Consider the following 24,948-nt stretch of genomic DNA (forward strand, 5'->3'; position numbering starts at 1 on the left):
GTTTTGTTGTTATATAGCGTGCGATTAGGCGTTGGCGGTTTCGTTATCGCCGGTCTTTTCACACTGGTTTGGCAACGTACAGTTGTTGCCTGGTAAGTACAGCCCGATGGCTTTCGGGTACAGCCAGCCACCAAATGCAGCACCCAAAATAGGCGCCATAATCGGGACGATCATGTAAGGAATGTCTTTACCGCCGGTGAGCGCCACATCGCCCCAGCCCGCAAGGAAAGCAAAGAATTTCGGGCCGAAGTCACGTGCTGGGTTCATCGCAAACCCCGTCAGTGGACCCAGTGCGCCACCAATGACGGCAATCAATACACCGATCAACAGCGGTCCCATCGCCCCGCGTGGCGCACCATTTTTACCGTCACCAATCGCCAGAATGGCAAACATCAGCACGGCGGTGATCACAAACTCCACGGCGAAAGCGCCCATGAAAGACAAGGCGGCATGCGGGTAGGTGGAGAAGATCCCCGCCGTTGCTAAGCTCTCGATCGAGCCACGGACAATGTTATTGGCGGCTTCGTAATCGCTAAACAGGTTGCTGTATAGGCCGTAAATCAACGCGGCACTGGCGAAGGCCCCCAGTACTTGGGCGGCAATATAAGGTAAGACTTTCTGTTTATCAAAACCGTGAAAAAGGGCAAGGGCAATAGTGACGGCGGGATTGATATGGGCGCCAGAGACACCGGCGGTGCAGTAAATCGCGATGGCCACACCAAGGCCCCACATAATACTGATCTCCCATTGGCCGAAGTCGGCGCCGGTTAAGACCATGGCGGCGACGCAACCGACGCCAAAGAAAATCAACAATCCGGTACCGAGGAACTCAGCGAGGCATTCACCGAGCAAAGCATGCTGTTTTGAGTGGGTCATGGTTCAGTCCTTTTGTCTTAATATCGTAGGGAGGTGTTGCTGTTATCATCGTTATGGGCGCTAATTTACGCGAACTCCCAAATAATGACATTGAGCAGGTCACAAAATGTGCGTTCGCTCATTGGTGGCTTTTTTAAATTGAGCGTTCGCGCAAATTTTTCCGTGCTACGACTCTGTGTCGATGGCGAATATGAGGGGGAAAAGGGCCGCTTGGCCTCGCTGGAGAAGACGAAAAGAGAAGGAATGACGCCAATGCGCAGATATAAAAAATCCGACCCAAGTAGGTCGGATATATGCCAAGGCGGCAAAACCTTGGATAATTCCAAGTAGAGATACGATCAGGACAAAAATTAGCACGAGAGCGGAGAATTAACCTCGATTCTGATCGCAAATTTCTTCAATGTCTCTCAGTGAACCCCCCTTTTACCTCATGCTTTCAAAAGTAAAATTTTACTTCTTTGGATGGTAGCACTAGGTGAAGGCAAAATTTTCATCAAATTTGAGCAAATTTTCCCCATTTACAGCAAAGCATGGTATTTGTAGGTGTCAGAAGGCGATGGCCTCGTTATTATAAGACGTAATGAATCGTAAACGTGCCTGTGGAAACTTGCCTTAACGGTTAGGGCAAACAGATAGGCTGAATACAGGTGGACAATATGTCATTAGAAATGTTGGAAAAGCTGGAAGCCAAAGTACAAATGGCTGTTGATACAATTTCTTTGCTGCAAATGGAAATTGACGAACTAAAAGAACAAAATGAGACGTTGCTGACGGAAACACAAGAGCTACGCTCTGGTCGTGCAGCACTGTCTGATGACAACGACAAGCTACGTACTGACCACGAAGCATGGCAAGAGCGCGTTCGCGCATTGCTAGGCAAAATGGAACACGTTGAGTAAGCCTTCGACGTTGTCAGCGGGCCTTGCGAAAGCCGCCTGCAAAAAAACAGAGCCCATGGGCTCTGTTTTTTTATGCCTGTTCGGTGAGAACCGGTAAGAGTGCTTAGTCGATATCGAGCGGTTCAGGGGAGAGGATCACCCCGGTATTGTCGGCATAAAGATAGTCTTCTGGCAGGAAGGTCACCCCACCAAAGTTAACGGCCACATCCACTTCACCGATACCTTGCTCATCTGCCCCAACCGGAATGGACGCCATGGCATGAATGCCGATATCCAACTCATCCAGCTCATCAACATGGCGGACACAGCCATAGACGATGATCCCTTCCCATTCATTGTGGGCGGCTAATTGTGCCAGCTCGGCATCAATGAGCGCACGACGCAGTGATCCCCCGCCATCAATCAACAGGATGCGTCCTGTGCCCGGCTCGCTCAAGACGGTATTGATTAAGCCGTTATCTTCAAAGCATTTAATGGTGGTGATTTGGCCACCGAACGAGTTGCGACCGCCGTAAGAGCTGAACATCGGTTCAACGACATCGACTTGGTCGAGGTAGATATCGCAGAGTTCGGACGTGTTGTATTCCATAAGCGCGCTTCTTCTTGTGACAATTGAAAAGGGGAATCGCTGAAACGCGGGGTGGGTTGATACCCGGCGAATGCGCGTTAACAGGTTGAAGTATAATCAGCAAGAGGCGGCAGAGACAAGGCGAAAGCGGGGATTGCCATCGCCTTGTGGGCATTCATTGTTAGGATGCGGCCAAGACCATACCGGCGGCAAACAACAGGTTCGTCAACAGGGCACACTTGACCATGGTCGCCATCATCGGACGCAAAGCGGCGCCGTCGGTGGATTGCATCACTTGCTTGCCGTGCTTAAACAACAGTGGGGCGCTCAAGATGAACAGCCAGCCAAACGGGGAGTGAATTTCCAGCGCGGCAAACAGCGCCAGACAGATCACACTGCCGATCAGTAAGAACAGGTGGTATTTACGGCCCCATTCCGGCCCCATGCGGACGGCGAGTGTCAGCTTGCCACAGGCGCGGTCGTTATCAATATCACGCAGGTTGTTGATGTTTAGCACGCCCACGGCGAGCAGGCCACAGGCGGTGGCTGGTAGCATGATGATGGAGTCAATTTGCCCCGCTTGCAGGTAATACGTGCCCGCAACGCCCAGCCAACCGAAGAACATCAAGACCGATAAATCGCCCAAGCCACGGTAACCGTAAGGTTTGTTGCCCACGGTATACGCAATCGAAGCGAGAATAGCCATCACGCCCAGCAGCATAAAGCCGAGCATGTCATGCAAATTGTTGGTCGCCAGCAAGATCAAACTCAGGCCGCTGATGATGGTCAGGATGATATTGAGCACCATGGCTTTACGCATAGCGGCGGGGGTGACTAAGCCGGATTGGATCGCACGCTGTGGCCCTAAGCGCTGGTCGTTATCGGTGCCTTTAACAGCATCGCCGTAGTCGTTGGCAAGGTTAGAAAGAATTTGGAGTAAAAGCGCGGTCAACAGGGCGAGGCCTGCGATCACGGCAGAAAAGCTGCCTTGCCATCCTGCTACTGCACTGCCGCATACGATTGAGGCGATGGCCAGCGGCAGGGTTTTTGGCCGTGCAGCATCGAGCCAAATGGCGAGAGACGATGATTTCATAGTGTGGACTTTTGCCAGTGAACAAGTGTGGAAGACCATTATTATGGCGTAACTGACGCAATGGGCAACTTTATCGCCCGATAGTTTGCTTGAGGACAAAAAAACGGCACGCAAGCGTGCCGTTGATAGCATTGGGTTTACACTCTGGTTACAGAATGAAGCGGCTCAGATCTTCGTCTTCGACCAACTCACCCAGACGTGCTTGAACATACGCCTCATCAATCAGGATTTTGTCGCCTGATTTGTCTGTCGCATCAAACGACAACTCTTCCATCAGACGCTCCATCACGGTATGCAGACGGCGGGCACCGATATTTTCGGTACGCTCGTTCACTTGCCACGCGGCTTCGGCCAGTTTATCGATACCGCTTTCAGTAAACTCGATGTTGACGGATTCGGTCGCCATCAAGGCTTTGTACTGCTCGGTCAGCGAGGCGTTTGGCTCGGTGAGGATGCGCTTGAAATCACCACTGGTCAGGGCTTCTAGTTCAACACGGATCGGCAGACGGCCTTGCAGTTCAGGGATCAGATCAGACGGCTTCGCCACTTGGAAAGCGCCCGAGGCCACAAACAGGATGTGGTCGGTTTTCACCATGCCGTGCTTGGTCGATACCGTGCTGCCTTCCACCAACGGAAGTAAGTCACGCTGCACGCCTTCGCGGGACACGTCTGGGCCTGACGATTCGCCACGCTTACAGATTTTGTCGATTTCATCCAAGAACACGATACCGTTGTTCTCGACGGCAAAGATCGCCTGCTCTTTCAATTCTTCATGGTTCACCAGCTTGGCCGCTTCTTCTTCGGTCACCGCTTTCAACGCGTCTTTGATTTTCATCTTGCGCTTTTTAGTGGTGTTACCGGCCAAGTTCTGGAACATGCCCTGTAGCTGGTTGGTCATCTCTTCCATGCCCGGAGGCGCCATGATTTCAACGCCCATTTGCGAGGCGGCGACATCGATGTCGATCTCTTTGTCATCCAGCTTACCTTCACGCAGTTTCTTGCGGAAAGACTGGCGGGTGGTGGAGTTTTGATCGGTTTCTTCGTTCTGGCCCCAAGCGTCGCGCGCAGGTGGCAGCAGAATATCCAGAATGCGTTCTTCCGCTTGCTCTTCCGCGCGGAAGCGCACTTTTTCCGTGGCCTGCTGATGGGTCATCTTGATCGCCACATCCGTTAAATCACGGATGATGGTTTCCACTTCTTTACCCACATAACCGACTTCGGTGAACTTGGTCGCTTCGACTTTGATGAACGGCGCGTTAGCCAGTTTGGCCAAGCGGCGGGCGATTTCGGTTTTACCGACACCGGTCGGACCGATCATCAGGATATTTTTCGGGGTCACTTCCACACGCAACTCTTCAGGGAGCTGCATACGGCGCCAGCGGTTACGCAGGGCAATAGCGACGGCACGTTTGGCTTTGTCTTGACCGATAATGTGACGGTCAAGCTCATGGACGATTTCGCGAGGCGTCATTTCAGACATGGCCGTTTCCTTCTCGAGTCTCTAATTCTTCAATGGTGTGGTGGTGGTTGGTGAAGACACAGATATCGCCGGCAATGTTGAGGGATTTTTCTGCGATTTCACGCGCGCTAAGATCGGTATTTTCCAATAGCGCGATTGCGGCGGCTTGGGCAAAGTTGCCGCCGGAGCCAATGGCAATCAGATCGTTTTCAGGCTGTACCACATCGCCGTTACCGGTGATGATCAGCGACCCCGTTTCATCGGCGACGGCCAATAGGGCTTCTAATTTGCGTAGCATACGGTCGGTACGCCAGTCTTTCGCCAGTTCCACGGCTGCTTTTAGCAGGTGGCCCTGATGCATTTCCAGCTTGCGCTCGAAACGTTCAAATAGAGTGAAGGCATCAGCAGTGCCGCCAGCAAAGCCTGCAAGCACTTTGTTGTTATACAAACGGCGCACTTTGCGAGCGTTACCTTTCATCACGGTGTTGCCCAGTGAAACTTGGCCGTCACCTGCGATAACGACTTTACCGTTTCGACGAACAGATACGATAGTGGTCACGGTGTTACCTCTTTGAGTCTTACCCAGCGGATACTGGGATCTGTATTACCCATTAATCTGGGGTTGGGGGGAAGCGGTTTCAAGGGGGAGAAAAAGAAAAGGATGCCGAAGCATCCTTTACACGAAAGAGAGTGAGTGCCTTGCGGCCGGGCAAACGGGTTATTCCCAGTACCAGATGGCACAGGGTTCAATCCCAACACGGCGCAACTGGTTACGATCGCTCTCGGCTTTTCGCTTTTGCGGATAGGGCCCGAGGATGACGCGGTACCAGACGCCTTTTTCGCCTTGGCTGATCTTGATTTGGCTGGTCAGCCCTTGGAAGGCAATCATGGCTTTGCGCTCATCCGCCTGCGTTTTGCTGCGGTAGGCGCCACACTGCATCAAGTAAGGACGGGTAGGGGCTTGTTCTTTCTTCTCTTCTACCTGTACTTCTTTATTTTCCAGCGCTTCAATATAACGCCACTTTTCTTCTGGCTTCGGCGGTAACGTCACTGCTTTGGCTGGCGTGGACGTTGCCGGCGTGGTTTTTTTAGGTTCGCTGACGACCGGTGTGTCTGTTGATGATGACGTTGGCGTGACCGGCGTGGGTGCGCTGGAAATATAATAGAGGCCGAAACAAAACGCCCCGACGCAGCACGCCGCAATGATCGTGCTCTTCAGGGGAAAACCACGTTGCGGTGCAGGGGCCTTTCGGTTGGCCGTTTTTTTCGCTGCACGGCCGCGTTTTACATAATCTTTGGTAGCCACGATGATGATGGGTCAATCAATGAATAGGGGGGCCTATGTTACAAAGTTGCGCCACGACTGGCTATAGCTGGGGGCGGTTCTGTGTCAGAAGTCCGTGAAATTTGAGGGGGAGAGTGTGAGCTTATGCGCAAAACATAAGCTCATGTATCCATTGTGGATCAATTGGCGGGTGGCGCGGCACTTTCTCGGATCACCAGTTTCGCATCGAGCAGGCGTGAGCCGGAGGCGATATCTTTGCCCCTGAGGATGTCGAGTAACATCATCATGGACTGGCGGCCGATTTCATAACGCGGCTGAGACACGGTCGTCAGCGGGGGATCACAATATTCCGCAAACTGAATGTCATCAAACCCGACAATGGAAATATCCTGCGGCACGCGGAAACCCAGACGCTTGGCTTGCTGCATCGCCCCGATCGCCATGACATCGTTATGGCACAGTAAAGCCGTGGGGGGCTCAGGCAGTGATAACAAGGCGGTCACGGCCCGTGCGCCACCGGCAAAGGTGAAATCACTTCTGGCGGTATAGGCTGGGTTGAGTTCGACGCCAGCACGCCGCAATGCTTGCTGGTACCCTTGAATACGGAATTGGCACAAGCTCGCGCCTTCTGGCCCCGCAATTTGAGCAATGCGCTTGTGGCCCATTTGGGTCAGGTAGTTCACGGCTTCAAAGGCGGCAGTCAGGTTATCGATATGCACGGTCGGTAGTTCAAGCTCAGGGGCAAATTCACAGGCCATGACCATTGGCGGCAGGTTTTTCTGTTCCGGTTTGCTGACATCGAACGGGAGATCGGTGCCAAGCAGGAGCATGCCGTCAGCTTGTTTGGTGAAAACGAGATTAACGAATGAGTTTTCGCGGGTTTTTTGTTGCCCACTGTCACCAAGCAAGACCAGGTAGCCATGCTCCATCGCTGCTTCCTCTATCCCGCGAATGATCTCTGTAAAGTACGGATCACAGATATCGGGGACAATGGTGACGATGGTTTTTGATTCGTTGCGACGAAGATTCCTAGCCAGTGAATTGGGTGAATAGCCAGCATCCATGACAGCTTGCTCAACCTTCTTCCGAGTTGAGGCCGACACTTTCTCCGGGTTCATCAAGGCACGGGAGACCGTGGCCGTTGAGACGCCGGCGAGCTGGGCAACATCCTTCATTGTCGCCATAGTTACTGTTCCTCTCTATTATAATTCTCTCTTAACCGCTGAAGGATCATGGCCAAATCGGGGCTGATACCTGAAACAGCGAGCATGCTATTGTAGGCGGTATGCCGGTGATTAAACATGCTTGGAACAACATAAATTACATCCCTCACGTGATTTGTATCGCATTGTTCATTTTAAGTTAAATCCTGCGGTTCAACATCGATCGACCAGCGGATTTTCTTGGCCAGCGGCAGCAATTGGATCGCCGGTTTCGCAATGCTGATCCACTGCTGCAGGGTCTTTCTGCTGGGCGCTTGCAGCAACAGTTGCCAGCGATAACGCCCCGCGCGACGAGCGAGGGGCGCGGGGTTGGGCCCCATCACCATGGTCTCATTGTTATAGACTGGACTGGTTTCCAAAATCCCCCGCACTTGCTGGAAGAACTGCTCGACCAAGGCATTGTCGTTGGCTTCGGCACGCAATAGGGCCAAATACGTGAACGGTGGTAACCATGCTTGTTTACGTTCCGTCAGCGCCCCTTGGGCAAAGTGATCGTAGCCCTTGTACAGCAAGGCTTGTAGTAGGGCGTGTTCCGGATGGTGGGTTTGTAGCACCACTTCGCCCGGTTTACTGGCCCGTCCGGCGCGACCGGCAACCTGCGTAAACAGTTGGGCGAGACGTTCCGGCGCGCGAAAATCGTTACAGAATAGGGCGCTGTCGACATCGAGCAACGCCACCAAGGTGACATCCGGGAAGTGGTGGCCTTTGGCCAGCATTTGGGTGCCAATTAAAATTTGGTATTCATTGTTGCGGATCGCCTCAAGGTAGCTTTCTAGGCTGCCTTTGCGGCGGGTGCTGTCGCGGTCGATTCGCACCGTGCGATAGTCTGGAAACAGGGTCGCCAGTTGTTGCTCTAGCTGCTCGGTACCAACACCCACGGCATTGAGTTGGGTTGACCCACACTGGCCACATTGCAGCATCATCGGCCGCTGGGTCGCACAGTGATGGCAACGCAATTCGCCACTTTGCTGGTGGAAGGTGTAATAGGCATCACAGCGTTTACATTCGGCCAACCAGCCGCATTCGTGGCAGATCACCGCCGGCGAAAAGCCGCGACGGTTAAGGAAGAGCATCACCTGATTGCCGGCCTGTAAATGGCTGCGCATGCGGGCGATCAATGGCGCCGATAAGCCTGACTCCAGATACAACCCTTTGACATCCAGCACGCCATGGCGAGCCGGTTTCGCGTGGCCTGCCCGTTGCGACAAGGTGAGGTGATGGTATTTGCCGCTTTTGGCATTGTGCAGGGTTTCTAACGCCGGCGTGGCGGATCCTAACACAATCGGAATGTGTTCCTGACTGGCGCGCATCACGGCCAAATCGCGGGCGTGATAGCGTAGACTGTCCTGTTGTTTGTACGAGCCGTCGTGTTCTTCATCAACAATGATGATCCCCAAGTTGGCAAACGGGGTGAATAACGCCGAGCGGGTACCAATGATGATTCCGGCTTGATTATCGCGGCCAGCCAACCAGGCCACCATGCGTTCGGTGTCGTTTAACCCCGAGTGAATGGTCTGTAACGGCACATTAAAACGACGACGGAAGCGGTTGATGGTTTGCGGGGTTAGGCCAATTTCCGGCACTAAGATCAAGGCTTGTTTGCCCGCCGCCAAGATAGGTTCGAGCACATTGAGGTAGACCTCGGTCTTTCCCGATCCCGTCACCCCTTCCAATAAATAACAACCGAAGGCCTCTTGGGCGTTCACCGCGGCGACGGCCACGGCCTGCTCTTCATTCAGGCGGGGCTTTTCTTCGGTGACGGCAAAATCGGGCAGCCAAGGGCGCAGGGCTTGTTGCTCCGTGACGCTTTCAATCCAGCCTTTCTTCGCCAACGTGGTGAGGGTGGCGGCCGTGATGTCTTCGGCCAGTAAGGCTTCATGGCTCACTTTTCCTCGGCGCAGTGCCTGCAATACTTGTTGCTGTCGCGGGGCATTTTTCAGCGTGGTGGCCGCCTGCTCTTGCCCACTGGCGGTGAGTTGCCAAACTTTTAAACTGGCCGGTGAGGCTTCACGGCCTTTGCGTAATAGGGCGGGCATGGCGTTAGCCAAGGTGTCACCGAGCGGGTATTGGTAAAAACGGCTGGCCCAGGTCAGCAAGTTGAATAAAGGTTGGGGCCACAATGGCGCACTGTCGAGGACTGCCGTGATCGGCTTGAGTTGCTCGAGCGGGAAGTCAGAGTGATCGGTCTGCGCGATCATAACGCCCACCAAGTGTTGACGGCCAAACGGCACCTTCACGCGCCCGCCGATCATGGGATGCTGGCCGGCTTTGATCAGGTAATCAAATTGTTTGTCGAGAGGGACTGGCAGTGCCACACGGGCGATGTTGGGCGTCATATTAAACCGCGAAATGAGCTGGAACTAAGAGGGGGCAGTGTACCTCGGCAGAGGGCTAGCGGCAAAGCCGTGACTAAAGCGGTGAGGATCAGTTGATTTTGGCAATATGATTGATTACTATACGCCGCCTAATTTGGTGTATTGGAAATTGCCAATACGCTGACTATTTTTTTAATGACGTGTGGTGCCCGGCTTAGGATCGGGAGAGCGACACGGCCTTACTTTTGAGGTTATCCCATGAAACAAGGTATTCACCCAGAGTACTCTCCAGTAAACGCACGTTGTTCTTGTGGCAACACTTTCGTCTTCAACTCTACTATGACTAAAGACGTGAACCTAGACGTGTGTGACAAATGTCACCCATTCTACACTGGTAAGCAGCGTGTAGTTAGCTCTGGTGGCCGTATCGACAAATTCAACAAGCGTTTTGGTGCTCTTACTACTAAGTAATTGCCCGCTTGAATGTCGTAAAAAAGGAACGCAATTGCGTTCCTTTTTTTATGCCTGCGATTTGTCGGCCTTGTGGGTCGGCAGTATGTATCGTGTATCGGTATTGATTGACAGACAGAAACAAAAAAACCAGCCCAAGGCTGGTTTTTTTGTTTGCATCGCTTGTTGAAGACTTATTCGTTAATGTCTTCGTATTTGATGCCCATTTCTTCCATCAGGCTTTTCGCCTCTGCGGGCAGATCATCCGGGCGATCTTTACGGATATCATCATCCGTTGGCAGCGGCTGACCGGTGTAGGCGTGCAGGAAAGCTTCACACAATAGCTCGCTGTTGGTGGCGTGGCGTAAGTTATTGACCTGACGGCGAGTACGCTCATCAGTCAGGATTTTTAGCACCTTCAGTGGGATCGAAACCGTGATCTTTTTTACTTGTTCGTTTTTCTTTCCGTGTTCCGCGTATGGACTGATGTATTCGCCATTCCACTCTGCCATTGTTAACCTTCTCAGCGATGTTAGATTGAAGAAATAGTAATAGACCTGAATTCTAGCGGGATTTACCGCTACAAGCAAAGACATATAGACGTCTGGAAGTGTTGACGTCTTTTGTGAATGTGGTTATGTTGTTGCATAATCGTTATTCATCATCGGGTTCACCCTACAAGGATAGTAAATATGAGTGACCAGAAGCTTGCTACCGTTGCCGTTCGCGCCGGCATCGACTCGGATACACAATTCAATGCGGTGGTACCGCCACTGTATCTGACCTCGACTTACAGCTTCCCCCAATTGGGTGAGGTGCCTACCTTTGACTATTCTCGTTCCGGTAACCCGACGCGCAATACCTTGGCGGATGCCCTAGCGACCTTAGAAGGGGGCGCCGGTGGGGTGGTGACCAATTGTGGTACCGCCGCGATGAACTTGCTGGTGTCTGCGTTATTAGGTCCAGATGATTTGATTGTCGCGCCGCATGACTGTTATGGCGGCACGTACCGTCTGTTTGATACTCGCGCCCAAAAAGGCGACTTTAACGTCTGCTTTGTTGATCAGACCGATCCCCTCGCACTGGCGGATGCATTGGCGAAAAAACCCAAGCTGGTGTGGGTCGAAACCCCGTCGAATCCGCTGTTACGCATTGTCGATGTCGCTGAGTTATGTGCCGCTGCCCATCAAGCCGGTGCATTAGTGGCGGTGGATAATACGTTCTTATCGCCGATCCTCCAACAACCACTTTCACTTGGCGCCGATTTTGTTGTCCATTCTACCACTAAGTACATTAACGGCCATTCCGATGTGCTCGGCGGCGTGCTGATCGCCAAGACTGACGCGCACGCAGAAACCTTGTCGTGGTGGGCGAACTGTATCGGTGCAACCGGTGCGCCGTTTGATGCTTACCTGACGTTGCGTGGGCTGCGCACACTGGCTCCTCGCATGCGCATGCATGAAGAGAACAGCGCCCAAGTCTTGGCGTACCTTCAGCAGCAACCGTTAGTGGGCACGCTTTACCACCCGAGTCAGCCCGATCATCCCGGGCATGACATTGCCCTGAAACAGCAAAAAGGCTTTGGCGCGATGCTGAGTTTTGAGATCAATGGCAGCATGGCCCAGTTGGAAACCTTTGTGCGTGAGCTGAAGTGTTTCTCTCTGGCGGAATCGTTAGGTGGCACGGAAAGCCTGATTTGCCATCCGGCGAGCATGACCCACCGTGCGATGTCGGATGAAGCGCAAGCCGAAGCCGGCTTGAAAACCTCGTTACTCCGGTTGTCGGTCGGCTTGGAAGACCCGAGTGATTTGATTGCAGACTTGGCGCAGGCCTTTGCGCAGGCAGAGAAGGTGGCAGTATGACGGCGATGAGCGGACGGCAATTACATAAATTCGGTGGCAGCAGCTTGGCCGATCCCGCCTGTTATTTACGGGTGGTGGCGATCCTACGTGAGTATTCGGGCGCAAATGATCTGGTGGTGGTGTCTGCTGCCGGCAAGACGACCAATCAGTTGATTGAGTGGGTGTCACAGCTAGAGAAAGACGGCCGACAAGCCCATGAAACGCTGCAAGCTATCCGCGCATTTCAGCAGCAACTGATTGAAAGCTTGCTAGACGGCGAGACGGCGGATGCGTTACTGACACAATTACATTTTGAACTCGGTGAGTTGGCGCGCTGGGGGGAAAGCCCACTGAGTGAAGCGCAAGTGGCGAGTGTGCTGGGACATGGTGAAGTGTGGTCGGCCCGTTTATTGGCGACGTTGCTGACACAGCAGCAGTTGCCGGCAACCAGTGTCGATTCACGGCTATTCTTGCGCGCCGAACGCGCTGCGCAGCCCGAAGTGGATCGCGGCCAATCTTGGCCCTTGCTGCAAGAGCAGCTTGCTCAGCATAATCAGTACCGTGTCGTGATCACTGGATTCATGGCGCGCAACCAAGCCGGTGATACCGTCTTATTGGGGCGCAATGGCTCGGACTATTCTGCCACGGTGATTGGGGCGTTGGCGGATGTCACGCGCGTGACCATCTGGAGTGATGTGGCCGGTGTCTACAGTGCCGATCCGCGTAAAGTGGAAGATGCCTGTTTACTGCCGCTATTGCGCTTGGATGAAGCCAGTGAACTGGCCCGTTTGGCGGCCCCCGTGCTGCACAGCCGTACGTTACAACCCGTGGCGCAGAGTGCCATCGATCTGACCTTGCGCTGTAGCCATGAGCCAGAATCAGGCTCGACCCGGGTTGAGCGTGTCTTGGCGTCTGGCCGAGGGGCGAAAATCATTACCTCGTTAGACGATGTGTGTTTGATCGCGCTGACGATCCCCCGTTCGCACGACATCGCATTGGTGGAAGCCGAGCTCGAGCGTATTTTGTCGCGTGCCCAATTGCAGCCGCTGGCACAAAGTGTGGAAGCCGATAAAGGCCGTATCCAATTGGCCTATACCGGTGAGGTGGTCAACAGTGTGCTGGCCCTGTTGCAAGACAGCGGTGTCGCAGCGGAGTTGCGTTTGCGTGATGGTTTCTCTTTGGTGGCGGCCGTGGGCGCGGGCGTGGTGAGCAATGCCATCCATTGCTACGGCTTTTATCAGCAGCTGAAAGGCCAGCCGGTGGAGTTCATGGCGGAGTCGCGCTCTGGACTGAGTTTGGTGGCGGTACTGCGTAAGGCTGATACCGATCGTTTGTTGCCGCGTATTCACCAAAGTTTGTTCCAAGCCCAAAAGCGGATTGGTTTGGTGCTATGTGGCAAAGGCAACATTGGCAGCCGCTGGCTGAGCTTGTATGACAGCCAGCGCGTGGCGTTAGAGAAGCGCCATGGCATGAGCTTCACCTTGATCGGCGTGGTCGACAGCAGCCGATTGTGGATTGATCTGGCGGGCATTGAGCCTCAGAAAGCGCTGGATCATTTTGATGATGTGGCACAAGCCTACCAACCCGGGGCATGGATCGACACTCTGGCCGCCCACGACTACGATGATGTCATCGTGTTGGATGTCACGGCCAGCGCAGAATTGTCAGCGCGTTACCCGCAAATTGCGGAAGCGGGGCTGCATTTGATCTCAGCGAACAAGGTGGCCGGCTCAGCCAGTGGCGAGCAGTATCACGCGGTGATTGATGCGTTTGCCAAGAACAGCCGCTTGTGGCTCTACAATGCAACGGTGGGGGCGGGCTTGCCGGTTAACCATACCGTGCGGGATTTGTCGGAGAGCGGGGATGTGATCATCGCCCTGTCCGGGATTTTCTCGGGGACCTTGTCATGGTTGTTTCAGCAGTATGATGGCAGCATTCCGTTTTCTCAGTTGGTGGAACTGGCGTGGCAGCAAGGGTTGACGGAGCCGGACCCACGGCATGATCTTGATGGCAGTGACGTGATGCGTAAGCTGGTTATTTTAGCCCGCGAATCCGGTTTGGATCTCGAGCCAGAGCAGGTGAAAGTGGAAAGCTTGGTGCCAATCAGTTTAGCCGAGCTGTCTATTGATGCCTTTTTTGAGCAGGCCACCGAGTTGGATGAATTGCTGTTGGAGCGGTTAGTCAAAGCTAAGAAAGAAGACAAAGTGCTGCGCTATGTCGCGCGCTTGGATCGCCACGGCAAAGCCGCCGTGGGCGTAGAAGCCCTGCCGGTTGAGCATGCGTTGGCGAACCTGCTGCCGTGCGATAATATTTTTGCCATTGAAAGCCGTTGGTACCGAGAAAACCCGTTAGTGATCCGTGGTCCAGGGGCGGGAAGGGATGTTACTGCTGGTGCATTATTGTCGGATATCAACCGATTGGCGGGCATGCTCTAGCGGGGGATATGCTTCATCACGGAGCACTCAAAGGGAAACACTCGGCAGCTTCTCTGCTGAGCAGTTGATTGTTTCACCTGTATGACGAAGCCCGCGATCCGCGGGCTTTTTGCGTTTGGCGAAGGTGAAGATCCTGCAACTTCTACTTGAGAAATATTCATGATCATCCGGTTGACATTGAATTGGTTACACGACATTCTGTAGACATATAGACGTCTAAACGGATGTTTTGCGTCAGGGTTCAGGGAGTGGCCAACGGCCAATACAGAAAGGAAGGGATTATGGGCTATTCATACGCAGGCCAGTTGGACGTACTCAATCAGAATATTGCTGATTTGGATGGCAATATTAACGTGTCATTTGAATTTTTCCCGCCAAGCAGCGAGCAGATGGAAAAAACGCTGTGGCAGTCTATTCACCGTCTTAAAACCCTGAAACCAAAATTTGTTTCTGTGACCTACGGGGCCAATTCCGGGGAGCGTGATCGCACCCATTCCATCATAAAAGACATCAAAGAGCAGACTGGCTTAGTGGCAGCCCCGCATTTAACGTGTATCGATGCCACGCGTGATGAACTGCGTACCATCGCCCGTGATTACTGGAATAACGGTATTCGCGATATCGTCGCGCTACGTGGCGATTTGCCCCCACAAGGCGGCAAGCCGGACATGTATGCGGCCGATTTGGTGGCGCTACTGCGTGAAGAAGCGGACTTCGACATTTCTGTGGCGGCGTATCCGGAAGTGCATCCTGAAGCGAAAAGTGCGCAGGCGGATCTGATCAACTTAAAGCGTAAAGTCGATGCGGGGGCCAGCCGTGCCATTACCCAATTCTTCTTTGATGTCGAAAGCTACCTGCGTTTTCGTGACCGTTGTGTGGCGGCGGGCATTGATGTGGAAATCGTACCGGGGATCTTGCCGGTATCGAACATGACACAGGCCAAGCGTTTCGCGTTGGCGAATAACGTGAAAGTGCCGGGTTGGCTGGAAAAGCAGTACGAAGGGCTGAACGATGACTTGCTGAGCCGCCAGATGGTTGGCGCGAGTAATGCCATGGACATGGTGCGTGTTCTTAGCCGCGAAGGGGTGAAAGATTTCCACTTTTACACCTTGAACCGTGCAGAACTGACGTATGCGATTTGCCACACTCTAGGTGTACGCGCGGAGCAAGAAGCGTAATCTCCCTCCCCTCATGCTTTCGCCCGAAAGGGGAAAGCCCCGCATAAAAAAAGCCGCATTTCTGCGGCTTTTATTATGATTGCGACATGCAAAAGGAATTACAGGGCCACGGCGCTACCAGGGGCATCCATGTCTTTTAATTCCACCAACACTTCTTCCGCCCAATCAATCCATGCCTGACGATTATGAATCGCACGGCGTAGCGTTAGACGATCAAGACGGGATTGACGATCCATGTTGCGGTAGTCTGCAAAATGGACGTTTTCCATCTCATTGTAATGGTTTAGTAAAGTGTGTGATTCTTCAATCAGTCCTTCAAGCTGCTGCTGCATTGGGGTGGAGTTATAGACTCCACAAACCACCAATTTGGCAGAAAACTCATCACGAATGGTTGGGTTTTTGGCTGACTCTTGGAACCACTGAAACAGTGCTTGGCGACCGAGGTCGGTAATCGAATAGACTTTTCTATCCGGCTTGCCGTCCTGTGGCTCCAGTTTGCACGTCACTTGATCATGACTGGCCATCTTATTGAGTTCACGGTACACCTGCTGATGACTGGCTTTCCAGAAATAACCGATGCTGTGTGAAAACTCTTTAGTGATATCGTAACCTGTGGCATCGCGGCTGCTCAGCACAGTTAAAATAACGTGTGGTAGTGACATCTCTTCTATCCGTTAAAAATACTACAAAAAGAAACTCAACCAGGCAGGCGTGAATGCCAGAACAATGCCCTTCCGCTCTATGGCGTTATTATAATCATATTGTTGCAGTGCCTGATCAAGATCACGTAGCATACACATCAAACGAGAAATTAGCGATATCAGAGCGAAATATCGAGAAAATCAGATGTAACCAATTCCTCGTCTTGTGATGCCGGTCTATCTATTGATTTTTTTCACTATGCAAGCAGTTTAGATTCATCAGTGTTCACACAGCACCTTTTTACCCTAGCCGAGGCGTAAAAAAGTCAGTGTCTCATTGTTGAGTTGCGGTGGAATAAGTGGCAGAAAATGGAATTTTTAGAATAAAAAAAGGCCACATCGTGTGGCCTTTTTTAGACAGTTCGCGAGGGCGAATTAGCCGGTGTTACGCATACCGGTTGCGATCCCGGCGATGGTAACCATCAGGGCTTCTTCCAGCATTGGCGACAGGGCTTCTTGCTGACGAGTACGGTACAGCAATTCCGCTTGTAGCATGTTCAACGGTTCAATGTAGATATTACGCAGGCGGATAGACTCCGCGCCCCATGGGTTTTGTTCCATCAAGTGCGCGCTGTTTTCCACCGTCAGCACGGCTTTGATGTCACGCTGCAATTGATCACGCAGCTGTTGACCCAATGGCCACAACGACTTATCCGTCAGGCGCTGGTCGTAGTACTGCGCGATGCCCATGTTGGTTTTGGTGAAGACCATTTCCAGCATGCCCAGACGGGTCGAGAAGAAGGGCCACTCGCGGCACATTTCTTCGAGCTGCGCAGCATGGCCTTGGTCGATGGAATATTGGATCGCTTCACCGGCACCCAGCCAAGCTGGAAGTAGCAAGCGGTTCTGACTCCACGCAAAAATCCATGGGATGGCACGTAAGCTTTCAACGCCACCGTTCGGGTTACGCTTGGCTGGACGCGAGCCCAGTGGCAATTTGCCCAGTTCCAGTTCCGGTGTGGCGGCGCGGAAGTACGGCACGAAGTTTTCGCTGCCACGGACCACGTGACGATACGCGTCGCAAGAGACGTCAGAAAGCACGTCCATCAGTTCACGCCAATCTTGTTTCGGTGCCGGTGGCGGCAGCAAGTTCGCTTCTAAAATGGCGCTGGCGTACAAGCTCAGGCTATTGACTGCCACTTCTGGCAAGCCCAGCTTAAAGCGGATCATTTCCCCTTGCTCTGTCACGCGTAAGCCGCCTTTCAGGCTGCGCGGTGGCTGAGACAACAGTGCCGCATGCGCGGGTGCACCGCCGCGACCAATGGAGCCGCCACGGCCGTGGAACAGGGTTAATTCAACATTGGCTTGTTCACATACACTGACCAAGGCTTCCATGGCGCGATATTGTGCCCAGCCTGCGGCCATCACACCGGCATCTTTGGCGGAATCGGAGTAGCCGATCATGACCATTTGGTAATTTTGAATAAAGCCACGGTACCAGTCGATGTTCATTAACTGGGCGATCACCGCTTCGGCATTGTTCAAGTCATCCAGCGTTTCAAACAGCGGACAGACGTCCATGCGGAACGGACAACCGGCTTCTTGCAGCAGCAAATGAACGGCCAGCACATCAGACGCCGTACGCGCCATCGAAATGACATACGCGCCTAAGGCTTCACGGGGTTGTTGGGCAATGGCTTTGCACGTGGCAATCACTTCACGGACGTCATCCGACGGTTCCCAGTCACGTGGCAATAGTGGACGTTTTGAGGCCAGTTCACGGACCAAGAACGCGATTTTGTCTTGCTCACTCCACTGTTCGTAATCGCCCAGACCCAGATAACGGGTTAGCTCAGAAATGACGTTGGAGTGGCGGGTACTTTCCTGACGAATATCTAGGCGTACCAAGTGCACACCGAAACATTTCACGCGGCGCAATACGTCAAGTAACAGGCCGTCAGCAATGATGCCCATGTCGCACTCATGCAGCGACTGGTAACACGCGTGCAGCGGTGTCCACAGTTGATCGATATGGTCGATAATGCCAAAGCTTGGGACATCGAGCCCTTTGATTTGCGCATCTAACACATCGCGGGTGTGAGTAAGCTTGCTGCGCAGATCTTTTAAGATCGCACGGTACGGTTCGTGTTCATCACCGGCCAGTTCACGAAGCTGATCATTACAACGCACCATCGACAGTTCGTTAACCAGTTCTTGAATGTCTTTCAGATACAGATCGGCCGCTTTCCAACGTGACAGCAACAATACTTCACGGGTCACGTTAGACGTGACAAACGGGTTACCGTCACGGTCGCCACCCATCCAAGATGAGAAGGTGACGGGCGAGGCATCAATCGGTAGGCCTTCGCCTAAGTGTTGCTCCAGTTTTTCATCAAACTGGCGCAGGAATTCGGGTACGGCTTGCCACAGTGAATTTTCAATCACCGCAAAGCCCCACTTCGCTTCATCCAAAGGGGTCGGGCGTTGCTGACGGATCACGTCAGAGTGCCAGGCTTGCGCGATCAGCTGCTCAAGGCGGCGTTCAACACGTTGGCGTTCACTGGCAGACAGTTCACTGAGTTCAAGTTGGGACAAGCATTTGTTGATTTGCACCAGCTTGTGGATCATGGTGCGGCGTGCAATTTCGGTCGGGTGGGCGGTTAACACCAAGTCGATGTTAAGGTCGCGGACCGCCTGAAGGGAATCTAATTGGCTGACGTCTTGGTCGGTGAGCTTCGCGAACAAGGCATCAATGGAGTCTGGGCTGCAGATATGTTCTTCGCTGTGGCGAGAAACGGTATGGTACTGCTCGGCAATATTGGTCAGGTTCATGAACTGACTGAAGGCGCGGGCTACCGGGAGTAACTGATCATCCGGCAGGTTTTGCAATTCTTCGATCAGCTTGGCGCGATCGTCTTGATTGCCTGCACGGGCCGATTTAGACAGTTTACGGACGGTTTCGACCTTGCTCAGGAGTTCTTCACCGTGCGCATCCTTGATGGTATTGCCCAGCATGTGGCCAAGCATACTGACATTGCTTCTCAGCGCGCTGTACTTTTCGTTCATATCGCATCCATCTCGTAAGTTTATTACATCCAATTACAGTCTTGTAAGCACACAATCTAGCCGTGATCCCACTTTGAGGTCAACATCCATTGCATTTACCGCCAAGAAAACACCGCTGCATTGATTTTTGTCATAAATTGAAATTGATCATGTAACAAATTTTCGTAACTCTGTGGAAATAAAGCACAAAATGCGCGTGCTTCTTATTCGTTTCGTCTTATCTATTGTCATTTCTGTCATTGGTAGAGCATTGTACTGCTTGAATGCAAGCGTGACGAAAGGGTGACCGGTACCCGCCCTCTAAAGATGGCTTTTTTTTCATCAATTCACCGTTCAATGGTTGACAGGTTAAGCAATAATAAGTAAACATATAAATTCATAGGATGTGAATAAAAATACTGATTGCTGGGATCTATACCGCATAACGATGTGAATACCCCACAACAGTTTGACTCTTGCTCGATGAGGAATTTGTTAACATGAGCCAAGCGACCCCGTTTTACCCCCTCTCTCTTCGACGACGCTAAGTCTTCATCGCTTGGCGCTGTTTCGCGCCCCTCAGGCAAGCGTTGTTGCCTGCCAAAGACGCACACAGTCACGAACGACACCTTCTACCCACAAGATAAAGACGGATCGAATATGTTGAACACCCTGATTATAGGTGCCAGCGGCTACACCGGTGCTGAGCTGGCCAAGATGGTACATGACCACCCCCACCTTGCATTGCAGGGCCTGTATGTGTCGGCCAACAGTGCCGATGCGCACACCCCGATCAGTGCTTTGCACGGTCAGCTGAAAGGCATTGTGGATTTGCCGTTGCAACCACTGGATAACCCGGAGGCGATTGCACAAACCGCCGATATCGTACTGTTGGCGACTGCGCATGAAGTCAGCCACGATCTCGCGCCTATTTTTCTGGCGGCAGGCTGTCAGGTGTTTGATTTATCCGGTGCGTTCCGGGTGAAGGGTGACAGCTTCTATACCCAGTATTACGGTTTCGCTCATCAACACCCGGCGTGGGTCGACCAAGCGGTGTACGGTTTAGCGGAGTGGAATCATGCCGCGATTGCCCAAGCGCAGTTGGTGGCGGTGCCGGGCTGTTATCCCACGGCTGCGCAGTTAGCGTTAAAACCCCTGTTGGAAGCCGGGTTGATCAATACCGCGCAATGGCCGGTGATCAATGCGGTTAGCGGCGTGACCGGTGCCGGACGTAAAGCGACTATGAATAACAGCTTTTGCGAAGTGAGCTTTAAAGCGTACGGGATTTTCACCCACCGTCATCAACCTGAAATTGCCGCGCATTTGGGTCAAGACGTGATCTTTACCCCGCACCTTGGCAACTTTAAACGTGGGATCTTAGCCACGATCACGGCTAAGTTAGCCGATGGCGTCGATGAAGCGCAGGTCGCTGCGGCGATGGCCAACGCTTATGGTGCCGCCAGCGATAAACATGCCGTGCGTTTGCTGGCCGATCAACCGGTTGAAATCCAAAGTGTAGTGAACACCTGTTTCTGTGACATTGGCTGGCACTTACATCAGGGTCACATTGTTTTAACCTCGGCAATTGATAACTTATTAAAAGGTGCGTCGGCGCAAGCGATGCAGTGCATAAATATTCGGAACAATTTTCCGCAGTTAACCGCGTTAGTGTAGGGTTGGGAGAGTCGAGATGAGTCAGGTTCCTTTAGTCATCAAATTGGGCGGCGCGGTGCTGTCGTGCCATGAAACGTTAGACAAGCTGTTTGGTGCAATTCGTCTTTATCAGCAACAAGCGCAGCGTCCGTTGCTGTTGGTGCACGGTGGTGGCTACTTGGTGGATGATTTGATGGCCAAGTTGCAGCTGGAAACGGTTAAAAAAGACGGCTTGCGTGTCACACCGGCGGATCAGATTGGCTATATAACAGGGGCATTGGCCGGCACGGCGAATAAGTTGTTGCAAGGCCAAGCGATGAAAGCGGGCGTGGCGGCGGTGGGGCTGAGTCTGGCCGATGGTGGCTTGTGCCACATCACCGAATTGGATCCTGAACTGGGGGCGGTAGGGAAAGCCGCACCGGGTGACAGCACCTTGATGACCCAGATCATGGCGAGCGGCTTTTTGCCCATCATCAGTTCGATTGGGCTGGATGCATCGGGGAACCTGATGAACGTCAATGCCGATCAAGCGGCGGTCGCCGTGGCGGCGGCGCTGGATGCCGAATTGGTACTGTTGTCTGACGTAAGTGGTGTATTGGATGGCAAAGGGCATTTGATCCCAGCATTGAATGAAGAGAAGGCCGAAAGCCTGATCCAACAAGCGGTGATCACCGACGGCATGATTGTCAAAGTGCGTGCCGCCTTTGAGGCCGCCAAGGCACTCGGTCGTCCGATTGAAGTAGCGACCTGGCGTTACCCAGACAAACTGGGTGCGCTGTTTAACGGCGAGAGTATTGGGACCAAATTTTCAGTTTAGCGACGTATTGTGTGGCAGTGAATGTCGACGCATGCAGAACACCTTTTTTGACAACCTTTTTAAGACACTATTTAAGACAATAGCCTGAGCGGGACGATCGCCGAACAGGTAAGCAGGAGAGCATTATGAGTCAGGTAAAAAAAGTAGTATTGGCCTATTCCGGCGGTCTGGACACATCAGCCATCATTCCTTGGCTGAAAGATAACTATGACTGTGAGGTTGTGGCGTTTGTGGCCGATGTCGGTCAAGGTGCCGCTGAGCTGGAAGGGATTGAAGCCAAAGCGTTGGCCTCTGGTGCGTCGGCGTGTTACGTCGCCGATCTTAAAGAAGAATTGGTCGCCGATTATATCTACCCGACGCTAAAAACGGGCGCGGTGTACGAAGGTAAGTACCTGTTGGGTACGTCAATGGCACGTCCCATCATTGCCAAAGCGCAAGTTGCGTGTGCATTGGAAGTGGGGGCGGATGCCTTATGTCACGGCTGTACCGGTAAAGGTAACGACCAAGTGCGTTTTGAAAGCTGTTTTGCCGCGTTGGCGCCGCAGCTAAAAGTGATTGCACCGTGGCGAGAGTGGGACATGCGTAGCCGTGAAGATCTGCTTAACTACTTGGCTGAGCGTGATATTCCTTGTAGCGCCTCGCGGGCGAAAATCTACTCGCGTGATGCGAATGCTTGGCACATTTCCACCGAAGGCGGTGTGCTAGAAGATACATGGAACGAACCGGATGCAGAGTGCTGGGCATGGACCAAAGATCCAGAAGAAGCACCGAACACCCCTGAGCTAGTGACAGTCAGCATTGAGAAAGGCCAGATTGTGGCGGTAGATGGTGAAGCGATGTCACCGTACAACGTGTTGGTTTATCTTAACAAAAAAGGGATTGAGCACAGTGTCGGTCGTATCGACATCGTGGAAAACCGTATGGTCGGTATGAAGTCGCGTGGTTGTTATGAAACCCCGGGCGGCACCATCATGATGGAAGCCTTGCGTGCGGTTGAGCAATTAGTGCTGGATAAAGAGTGCTTTGATTTCCGTCAGACCGTTGGGCTGAAGTTCTCACACCTTGTCTATGACGGCCGTTGGTTTACCCCGTTGTGTCAGTCATTGTTGGCCGCTGCCGATGTGATTGCGCAAGAGGTGACCGGTGAAGTGGTACTGAAACTGTATAAAGGTAACGTGACTGCGGTACAGAAGCGCTCTGATAACAGCTTGTACTCAGAAGAGTTTGCGACCTTCGGGGAAGATGAAGTGTACGACCAAAGCCATGCTGAAGGCTTTATCCGTCTGTACTCGCTGTCGAGCCGTATCCGTGCATTGAATGGACTGAAAAAATAAGTCTGCCATTCGCATAATAATACGATCCAAGACAACACCAGTCAGTTGAGCAAGTAGCATAGGAGAGGAACCATGGCACTCTGGGGTGGGCGGTTTAGCCAAGCCGCTGATACGCGGTTTAAGCAATTTAATGATTCATTGCGGTTTGATTATCGATTGGCCGAGCAAGACATTCTCGGCTCTATCGCGTGGTCAAAAGCCTTGTATCACGTTGATGTGCTGACCAAAGATGAGCAGCAAACACTGGAGTTGGCGCTCAATGAGCTCAAGCTGGCGGTCATGGACGATCCTGCGCAGATTTTGCGTTCGGATGCGGAAGACATTCACAGCTGGGTTGAACAGCAGCTGATCAGTAAAGTGGGCGACTTAGGTAAAAAGCTACATACCGGTCGCTCGCGCAACGATCAGGTGGCGACCGATCTCAAGCTGTGGTGTCGTCAGCAAGGGCATCAGTTACTGTTGATGATTGATCACTTGCAACAGCAATTGGTATCGGTCGCGAGTGAGCATCAAGGCACGGTACTGCCGGGGTATACCCATTTACAGCGAGCGCAGCCGGTGACGTTTGCCCATTGGTGTTTGGCTTATGTGGAAATGTTTGAACGTGATTATTCGCGTTTGCACGATGCGCTGGCACGTCTGGATACCTGTCCGTTAGGGTCGGGGGCCTTGGCGGGGACGGCCTATCCGATGGACAGAGAAGCTTTGGCACACAGCTTGGGCTTCCACCGTGCGACCCGTAACAGTTTGGATTCGGTCTCTGATCGCGATCACGTGATGGAGCTGCTTTCTACCGCGTCGATTTCGATGTTGCACTTGTCACGAATGGCAGAAGATTTGATCTTCTATAACTCGGGTGAGTCCAATTTTATTGAATTGGCCGATACCGTGACGTCGGGTTCGTCGTTAATGCCACAAAAGAAAAACCCCGATGCGTTGGAGTTAATTCGCGGTAAATGTGGTCGCGTCTATGGCGCGATGACGGGCATGATGATGACCGTGAAAGCACTGCCGCTGGCGTACAACAAAGACATGCAGGAAGACAAAGAAGGCTTGTTTGATGCGTTAGACAGCTGGTACGAATGCATGGAAATGGCCGCATTGTGCTTTGACGGGATTCAGGTTAATCACGAACGAACGTTGGAAGCGGCGATGCAAGGCTATTCCAATGCGACTGAATTGGCCGATTACTTGGTCGCGAAAGGGATCCCATTCCGCGAAGCGCACCACATTGTGGGTGTCGCGGTGGTGGCTGCAATTGCTAAAGGCTGTGCGTTAGAAGCGCTGTCGTTGGCTGAGATGCAGACGTTCTCACCGGTGATTGAGGACGATGTGTATCCGATCTTGACCATCGAATCGTGTTTGGAAAAACGCAGTGCCTTGGGCGGTGTCGCGCCGTTCCAAGTGGCGCATGCCATCAATCAGGCGCAGACGCGTTTGACTGAACGTGATAACGCGCGTGTGAACGTGCGCGTCTGATCGATAGGTATACTCCCGGCGGTAGGCGCCTGATACAACGTTGATGAAGCTCGCCCTCAGTGGCGGGCTTTTTTTTGCGTGTGGATCTGTCTAGCGCGTAGCAGGTGGGCAAGTAGCAAGAGCGTGGTGCCACAGGCGGCGACAAACAGCGTAATGGCTTCGACGGTGTGCGCGCGGTTGGCGTAAAACAGCTCCCAGATCAGCCAACAGAGTGGGCTGGCGATGGCCAGTTGGATCATGCAGCGTCGGCAGCGTCCGAGTTTTTGCATGAAAATCGAGGATGAACAGGCGCGGCAGCCCATGTCGGTTCCTTAATAGAGATCGTCAAATAACGTGAGAGGGCCCAGCATAGCATGT

At 52.8% G+C, this 24,948-nt stretch carries 20 protein-coding genes and 1 pseudogene; 9 read left to right on the forward strand and 12 right to left on the reverse strand.

What is annotated here, in order from left to right:
- Positions 1–24: 24 nt before the first annotated feature.
- Positions 25–876, reverse strand: a complete 852-nt coding sequence (locus L4C36_RS01215) for an MIP/aquaporin family protein (protein WP_428475960.1) — start codon at positions 874–876, stop codon at positions 25–27.
- 656 nt (positions 877–1,532) lie between these two features.
- Between L4C36_RS01215 and zapB the strand changes: the two genes are divergently transcribed.
- Positions 1,533–1,775, forward strand: a complete 243-nt coding sequence (zapB, locus tag L4C36_RS01220; RefSeq protein WP_428475961.1) for a cell division protein ZapB — start codon at positions 1,533–1,535, stop codon at positions 1,773–1,775.
- A 103-nt stretch (positions 1,776–1,878) separates the two neighbouring features.
- Here the strand turns inward: zapB and rraA are convergent, their stop codons facing one another.
- The 7 genes from rraA to priA all read right to left on the reverse strand — a co-directional run bounded on the left by rraA (position 1,879) and on the right by priA (position 9,739).
- Positions 1,879–2,364 (reverse strand): ribonuclease E activity regulator RraA, encoded by a 486-nt coding sequence (gene rraA / locus L4C36_RS01225; RefSeq protein WP_428475962.1) that lies wholly within the window; start codon positions 2,362–2,364, stop codon positions 1,879–1,881.
- Between the two features lie 160 nt (positions 2,365–2,524).
- The gene (locus L4C36_RS01230; protein WP_428475963.1) at positions 2,525–3,436 is read right to left on the reverse strand and encodes a 1,4-dihydroxy-2-naphthoate polyprenyltransferase; all 912 of its coding nucleotides are present in this window, start codon (positions 3,434–3,436) and stop codon (positions 2,525–2,527) included.
- 148 nt (positions 3,437–3,584) lie between these two features.
- On the reverse strand, positions 3,585–4,916 hold the full coding sequence (gene hslU / locus L4C36_RS01235; protein WP_428475964.1) for an ATP-dependent protease ATPase subunit HslU: 1,332 nt from the start codon (positions 4,914–4,916) through the stop codon (positions 3,585–3,587).
- The gene (gene hslV / locus L4C36_RS01240) at positions 4,909–5,454 is read right to left on the reverse strand and encodes an ATP-dependent protease subunit HslV (RefSeq protein ID WP_428475965.1); all 546 of its coding nucleotides are present in this window, start codon (positions 5,452–5,454) and stop codon (positions 4,909–4,911) included. Before hslV ends, hslU begins: the two co-directional genes overlap by 8 nt.
- 159 nt (positions 5,455–5,613) lie before the next feature.
- Positions 5,614–6,201 (reverse strand): SPOR domain-containing protein, encoded by a 588-nt coding sequence (locus tag L4C36_RS01245; protein ID WP_428475966.1) that lies wholly within the window; start codon positions 6,199–6,201, stop codon positions 5,614–5,616.
- Positions 6,202–6,359: 158 nt separating this feature from the next.
- Positions 6,360–7,364: a DNA-binding transcriptional regulator CytR gene (gene cytR / locus L4C36_RS01250; RefSeq protein WP_428475967.1), complete on the reverse strand. Its 1,005-nt coding sequence runs from the start codon at positions 7,362–7,364 to the stop codon at positions 6,360–6,362.
- A gap of 173 nt (positions 7,365–7,537) precedes the next feature.
- Positions 7,538–9,739, reverse strand: coding sequence for a primosomal protein N' (priA, locus tag L4C36_RS01255; RefSeq protein ID WP_428475968.1), 2,202 nt, complete (start codon positions 9,737–9,739; stop codon positions 7,538–7,540).
- Between the two features lie 237 nt (positions 9,740–9,976).
- Here priA and rpmE point away from each other — a divergent pair, with 237 nt between their 5' ends.
- The gene (gene rpmE / locus L4C36_RS01260; RefSeq protein ID WP_428475969.1) at positions 9,977–10,189 is read left to right on the forward strand and encodes a 50S ribosomal protein L31; all 213 of its coding nucleotides are present in this window, start codon (positions 9,977–9,979) and stop codon (positions 10,187–10,189) included.
- A 173-nt stretch (positions 10,190–10,362) separates the two neighbouring features.
- On the opposite strand, the gene metJ is transcribed toward rpmE, so the two are convergent.
- Positions 10,363–10,680 carry a met regulon transcriptional regulator MetJ gene (gene metJ, locus L4C36_RS01265; RefSeq protein ID WP_047875497.1) on the reverse strand — a complete coding sequence of 106 codons (318 nt, stop codon included), beginning with the start codon at positions 10,678–10,680 and terminating at the stop codon, positions 10,363–10,365.
- A gap of 180 nt (positions 10,681–10,860) precedes the next feature.
- Between metJ and L4C36_RS01270 the strand changes: the two genes are divergently transcribed.
- The 3 genes from L4C36_RS01270 (at position 10,861) to metF (ending at position 15,622) form a co-directional block, all read left to right on the forward strand.
- Positions 10,861–12,030, forward strand: coding sequence for an O-succinylhomoserine (thiol)-lyase (locus L4C36_RS01270; RefSeq protein WP_428475970.1), 1,170 nt, complete (start codon positions 10,861–10,863; stop codon positions 12,028–12,030).
- Entirely contained in the window at positions 12,027–14,444 is a 2,418-nt protein-coding gene (locus tag L4C36_RS01275) for a bifunctional aspartate kinase/homoserine dehydrogenase II (protein WP_428475971.1), read from the forward strand. Before L4C36_RS01270 ends, L4C36_RS01275 begins: the two co-directional genes overlap by 4 nt.
- 281 nt (positions 14,445–14,725) lie before the next feature.
- The gene (gene metF / locus L4C36_RS01280) at positions 14,726–15,622 is read left to right on the forward strand and encodes a methylenetetrahydrofolate reductase (RefSeq protein ID WP_428475972.1); all 897 of its coding nucleotides are present in this window, start codon (positions 14,726–14,728) and stop codon (positions 15,620–15,622) included.
- Between the two features lie 98 nt (positions 15,623–15,720).
- Here metF and L4C36_RS01285 read toward each other — a convergent pair whose 3' ends face one another.
- Entirely contained in the window at positions 15,721–16,284 is a 564-nt protein-coding gene (locus tag L4C36_RS01285; RefSeq protein ID WP_428475973.1) for a PadR family transcriptional regulator, read from the reverse strand.
- A gap of 414 nt (positions 16,285–16,698) precedes the next feature.
- Entirely contained in the window at positions 16,699–19,329 is a 2,631-nt protein-coding gene (gene ppc, locus L4C36_RS01290; RefSeq protein ID WP_428475974.1) for a phosphoenolpyruvate carboxylase, read from the reverse strand.
- A 639-nt stretch (positions 19,330–19,968) separates the two neighbouring features.
- Here ppc and argC point away from each other — a divergent pair.
- The 4 genes and pseudogenes from argC to argH form a co-directional block, all read left to right on the forward strand.
- Positions 19,969–20,982, forward strand: a complete 1,014-nt coding sequence (gene argC / locus L4C36_RS01295) for an N-acetyl-gamma-glutamyl-phosphate reductase (RefSeq protein WP_428475975.1) — start codon at positions 19,969–19,971, stop codon at positions 20,980–20,982.
- A gap of 16 nt (positions 20,983–20,998) precedes the next feature.
- Positions 20,999–21,778: an acetylglutamate kinase gene (argB, locus tag L4C36_RS01300; RefSeq protein WP_428475976.1), complete on the forward strand. Its 780-nt coding sequence runs from the start codon at positions 20,999–21,001 to the stop codon at positions 21,776–21,778.
- 125 nt (positions 21,779–21,903) lie between these two features.
- The gene (locus L4C36_RS01305) at positions 21,904–23,112 is read left to right on the forward strand and encodes an argininosuccinate synthase (RefSeq protein WP_428475977.1); all 1,209 of its coding nucleotides are present in this window, start codon (positions 21,904–21,906) and stop codon (positions 23,110–23,112) included.
- Positions 23,113–23,184: 72 nt separating this feature from the next.
- Positions 23,185–24,585: pseudogene (gene argH, locus L4C36_RS01310) on the forward strand (argininosuccinate lyase); the annotation flags it as partial.
- Positions 24,586–24,647: 62 nt separating this feature from the next.
- On the opposite strand, the gene L4C36_RS01315 reads toward argH, so the two are convergent.
- The gene (locus L4C36_RS01315) at positions 24,648–24,893 is read right to left on the reverse strand and encodes a DUF3624 domain-containing protein (protein WP_428475978.1); all 246 of its coding nucleotides are present in this window, start codon (positions 24,891–24,893) and stop codon (positions 24,648–24,650) included.
- Positions 24,894–24,948: the final 55 nt, after the last annotated feature.

The organism is Photobacterium japonica (genome assembly GCF_050337005.1).
GTDB lineage: Bacteria > Pseudomonadota > Gammaproteobacteria > Enterobacterales > Vibrionaceae > Photobacterium > Photobacterium japonica.

Bases quoted from the DNA above. Each gene is read 5' to 3' on its own strand.
- L4C36_RS01275 (WP_428475971.1), top strand. From the start codon at position 12,027: ATGACGGCGATGAGCGGACGGCAATTACATAAATTCGGTGGCAGCAGC.
- zapB (WP_428475961.1), top strand. From the start codon at position 1,533: ATGTCATTAGAAATGTTGGAAAAGCTGGAAGCCAAAGTACAAATGGCT.
- ppc (WP_428475974.1), bottom strand. From the start codon at position 19,329: ATGAACGAAAAGTACAGCGCGCTGAGAAGCAATGTCAGTATGCTTGGC.
- hslU (WP_428475964.1), bottom strand. From the start codon at position 4,916: ATGTCTGAAATGACGCCTCGCGAAATCGTCCATGAGCTTGACCGTCAC.
- argC (WP_428475975.1), top strand. From the start codon at position 19,969: ATGTTGAACACCCTGATTATAGGTGCCAGCGGCTACACCGGTGCTGAG.
- L4C36_RS01285 (WP_428475973.1), bottom strand. From the start codon at position 16,284: ATGTCACTACCACACGTTATTTTAACTGTGCTGAGCAGCCGCGATGCC.
- rraA (WP_428475962.1), bottom strand. From the start codon at position 2,364: ATGGAATACAACACGTCCGAACTCTGCGATATCTACCTCGACCAAGTC.
- L4C36_RS01230 (WP_428475963.1), bottom strand. From the start codon at position 3,436: ATGAAATCATCGTCTCTCGCCATTTGGCTCGATGCTGCACGGCCAAAA.
- L4C36_RS01305 (WP_428475977.1), top strand. From the start codon at position 21,904: ATGAGTCAGGTAAAAAAAGTAGTATTGGCCTATTCCGGCGGTCTGGAC.
- priA (WP_428475968.1), bottom strand. From the start codon at position 9,739: ATGACGCCCAACATCGCCCGTGTGGCACTGCCAGTCCCTCTCGACAAA.
- cytR (WP_428475967.1), bottom strand. From the start codon at position 7,364: ATGGCGACAATGAAGGATGTTGCCCAGCTCGCCGGCGTCTCAACGGCC.
- metF (WP_428475972.1), top strand. From the start codon at position 14,726: ATGGGCTATTCATACGCAGGCCAGTTGGACGTACTCAATCAGAATATT.
- rpmE (WP_428475969.1), top strand. From the start codon at position 9,977: ATGAAACAAGGTATTCACCCAGAGTACTCTCCAGTAAACGCACGTTGT.
- L4C36_RS01315 (WP_428475978.1), bottom strand. From the start codon at position 24,893: ATGGGCTGCCGCGCCTGTTCATCCTCGATTTTCATGCAAAAACTCGGA.
- L4C36_RS01270 (WP_428475970.1), top strand. From the start codon at position 10,861: ATGAGTGACCAGAAGCTTGCTACCGTTGCCGTTCGCGCCGGCATCGAC.
- metJ (WP_047875497.1), bottom strand. From the start codon at position 10,680: ATGGCAGAGTGGAATGGCGAATACATCAGTCCATACGCGGAACACGGA.
- L4C36_RS01215 (WP_428475960.1), bottom strand. From the start codon at position 876: ATGACCCACTCAAAACAGCATGCTTTGCTCGGTGAATGCCTCGCTGAG.
- argB (WP_428475976.1), top strand. From the start codon at position 20,999: ATGAGTCAGGTTCCTTTAGTCATCAAATTGGGCGGCGCGGTGCTGTCG.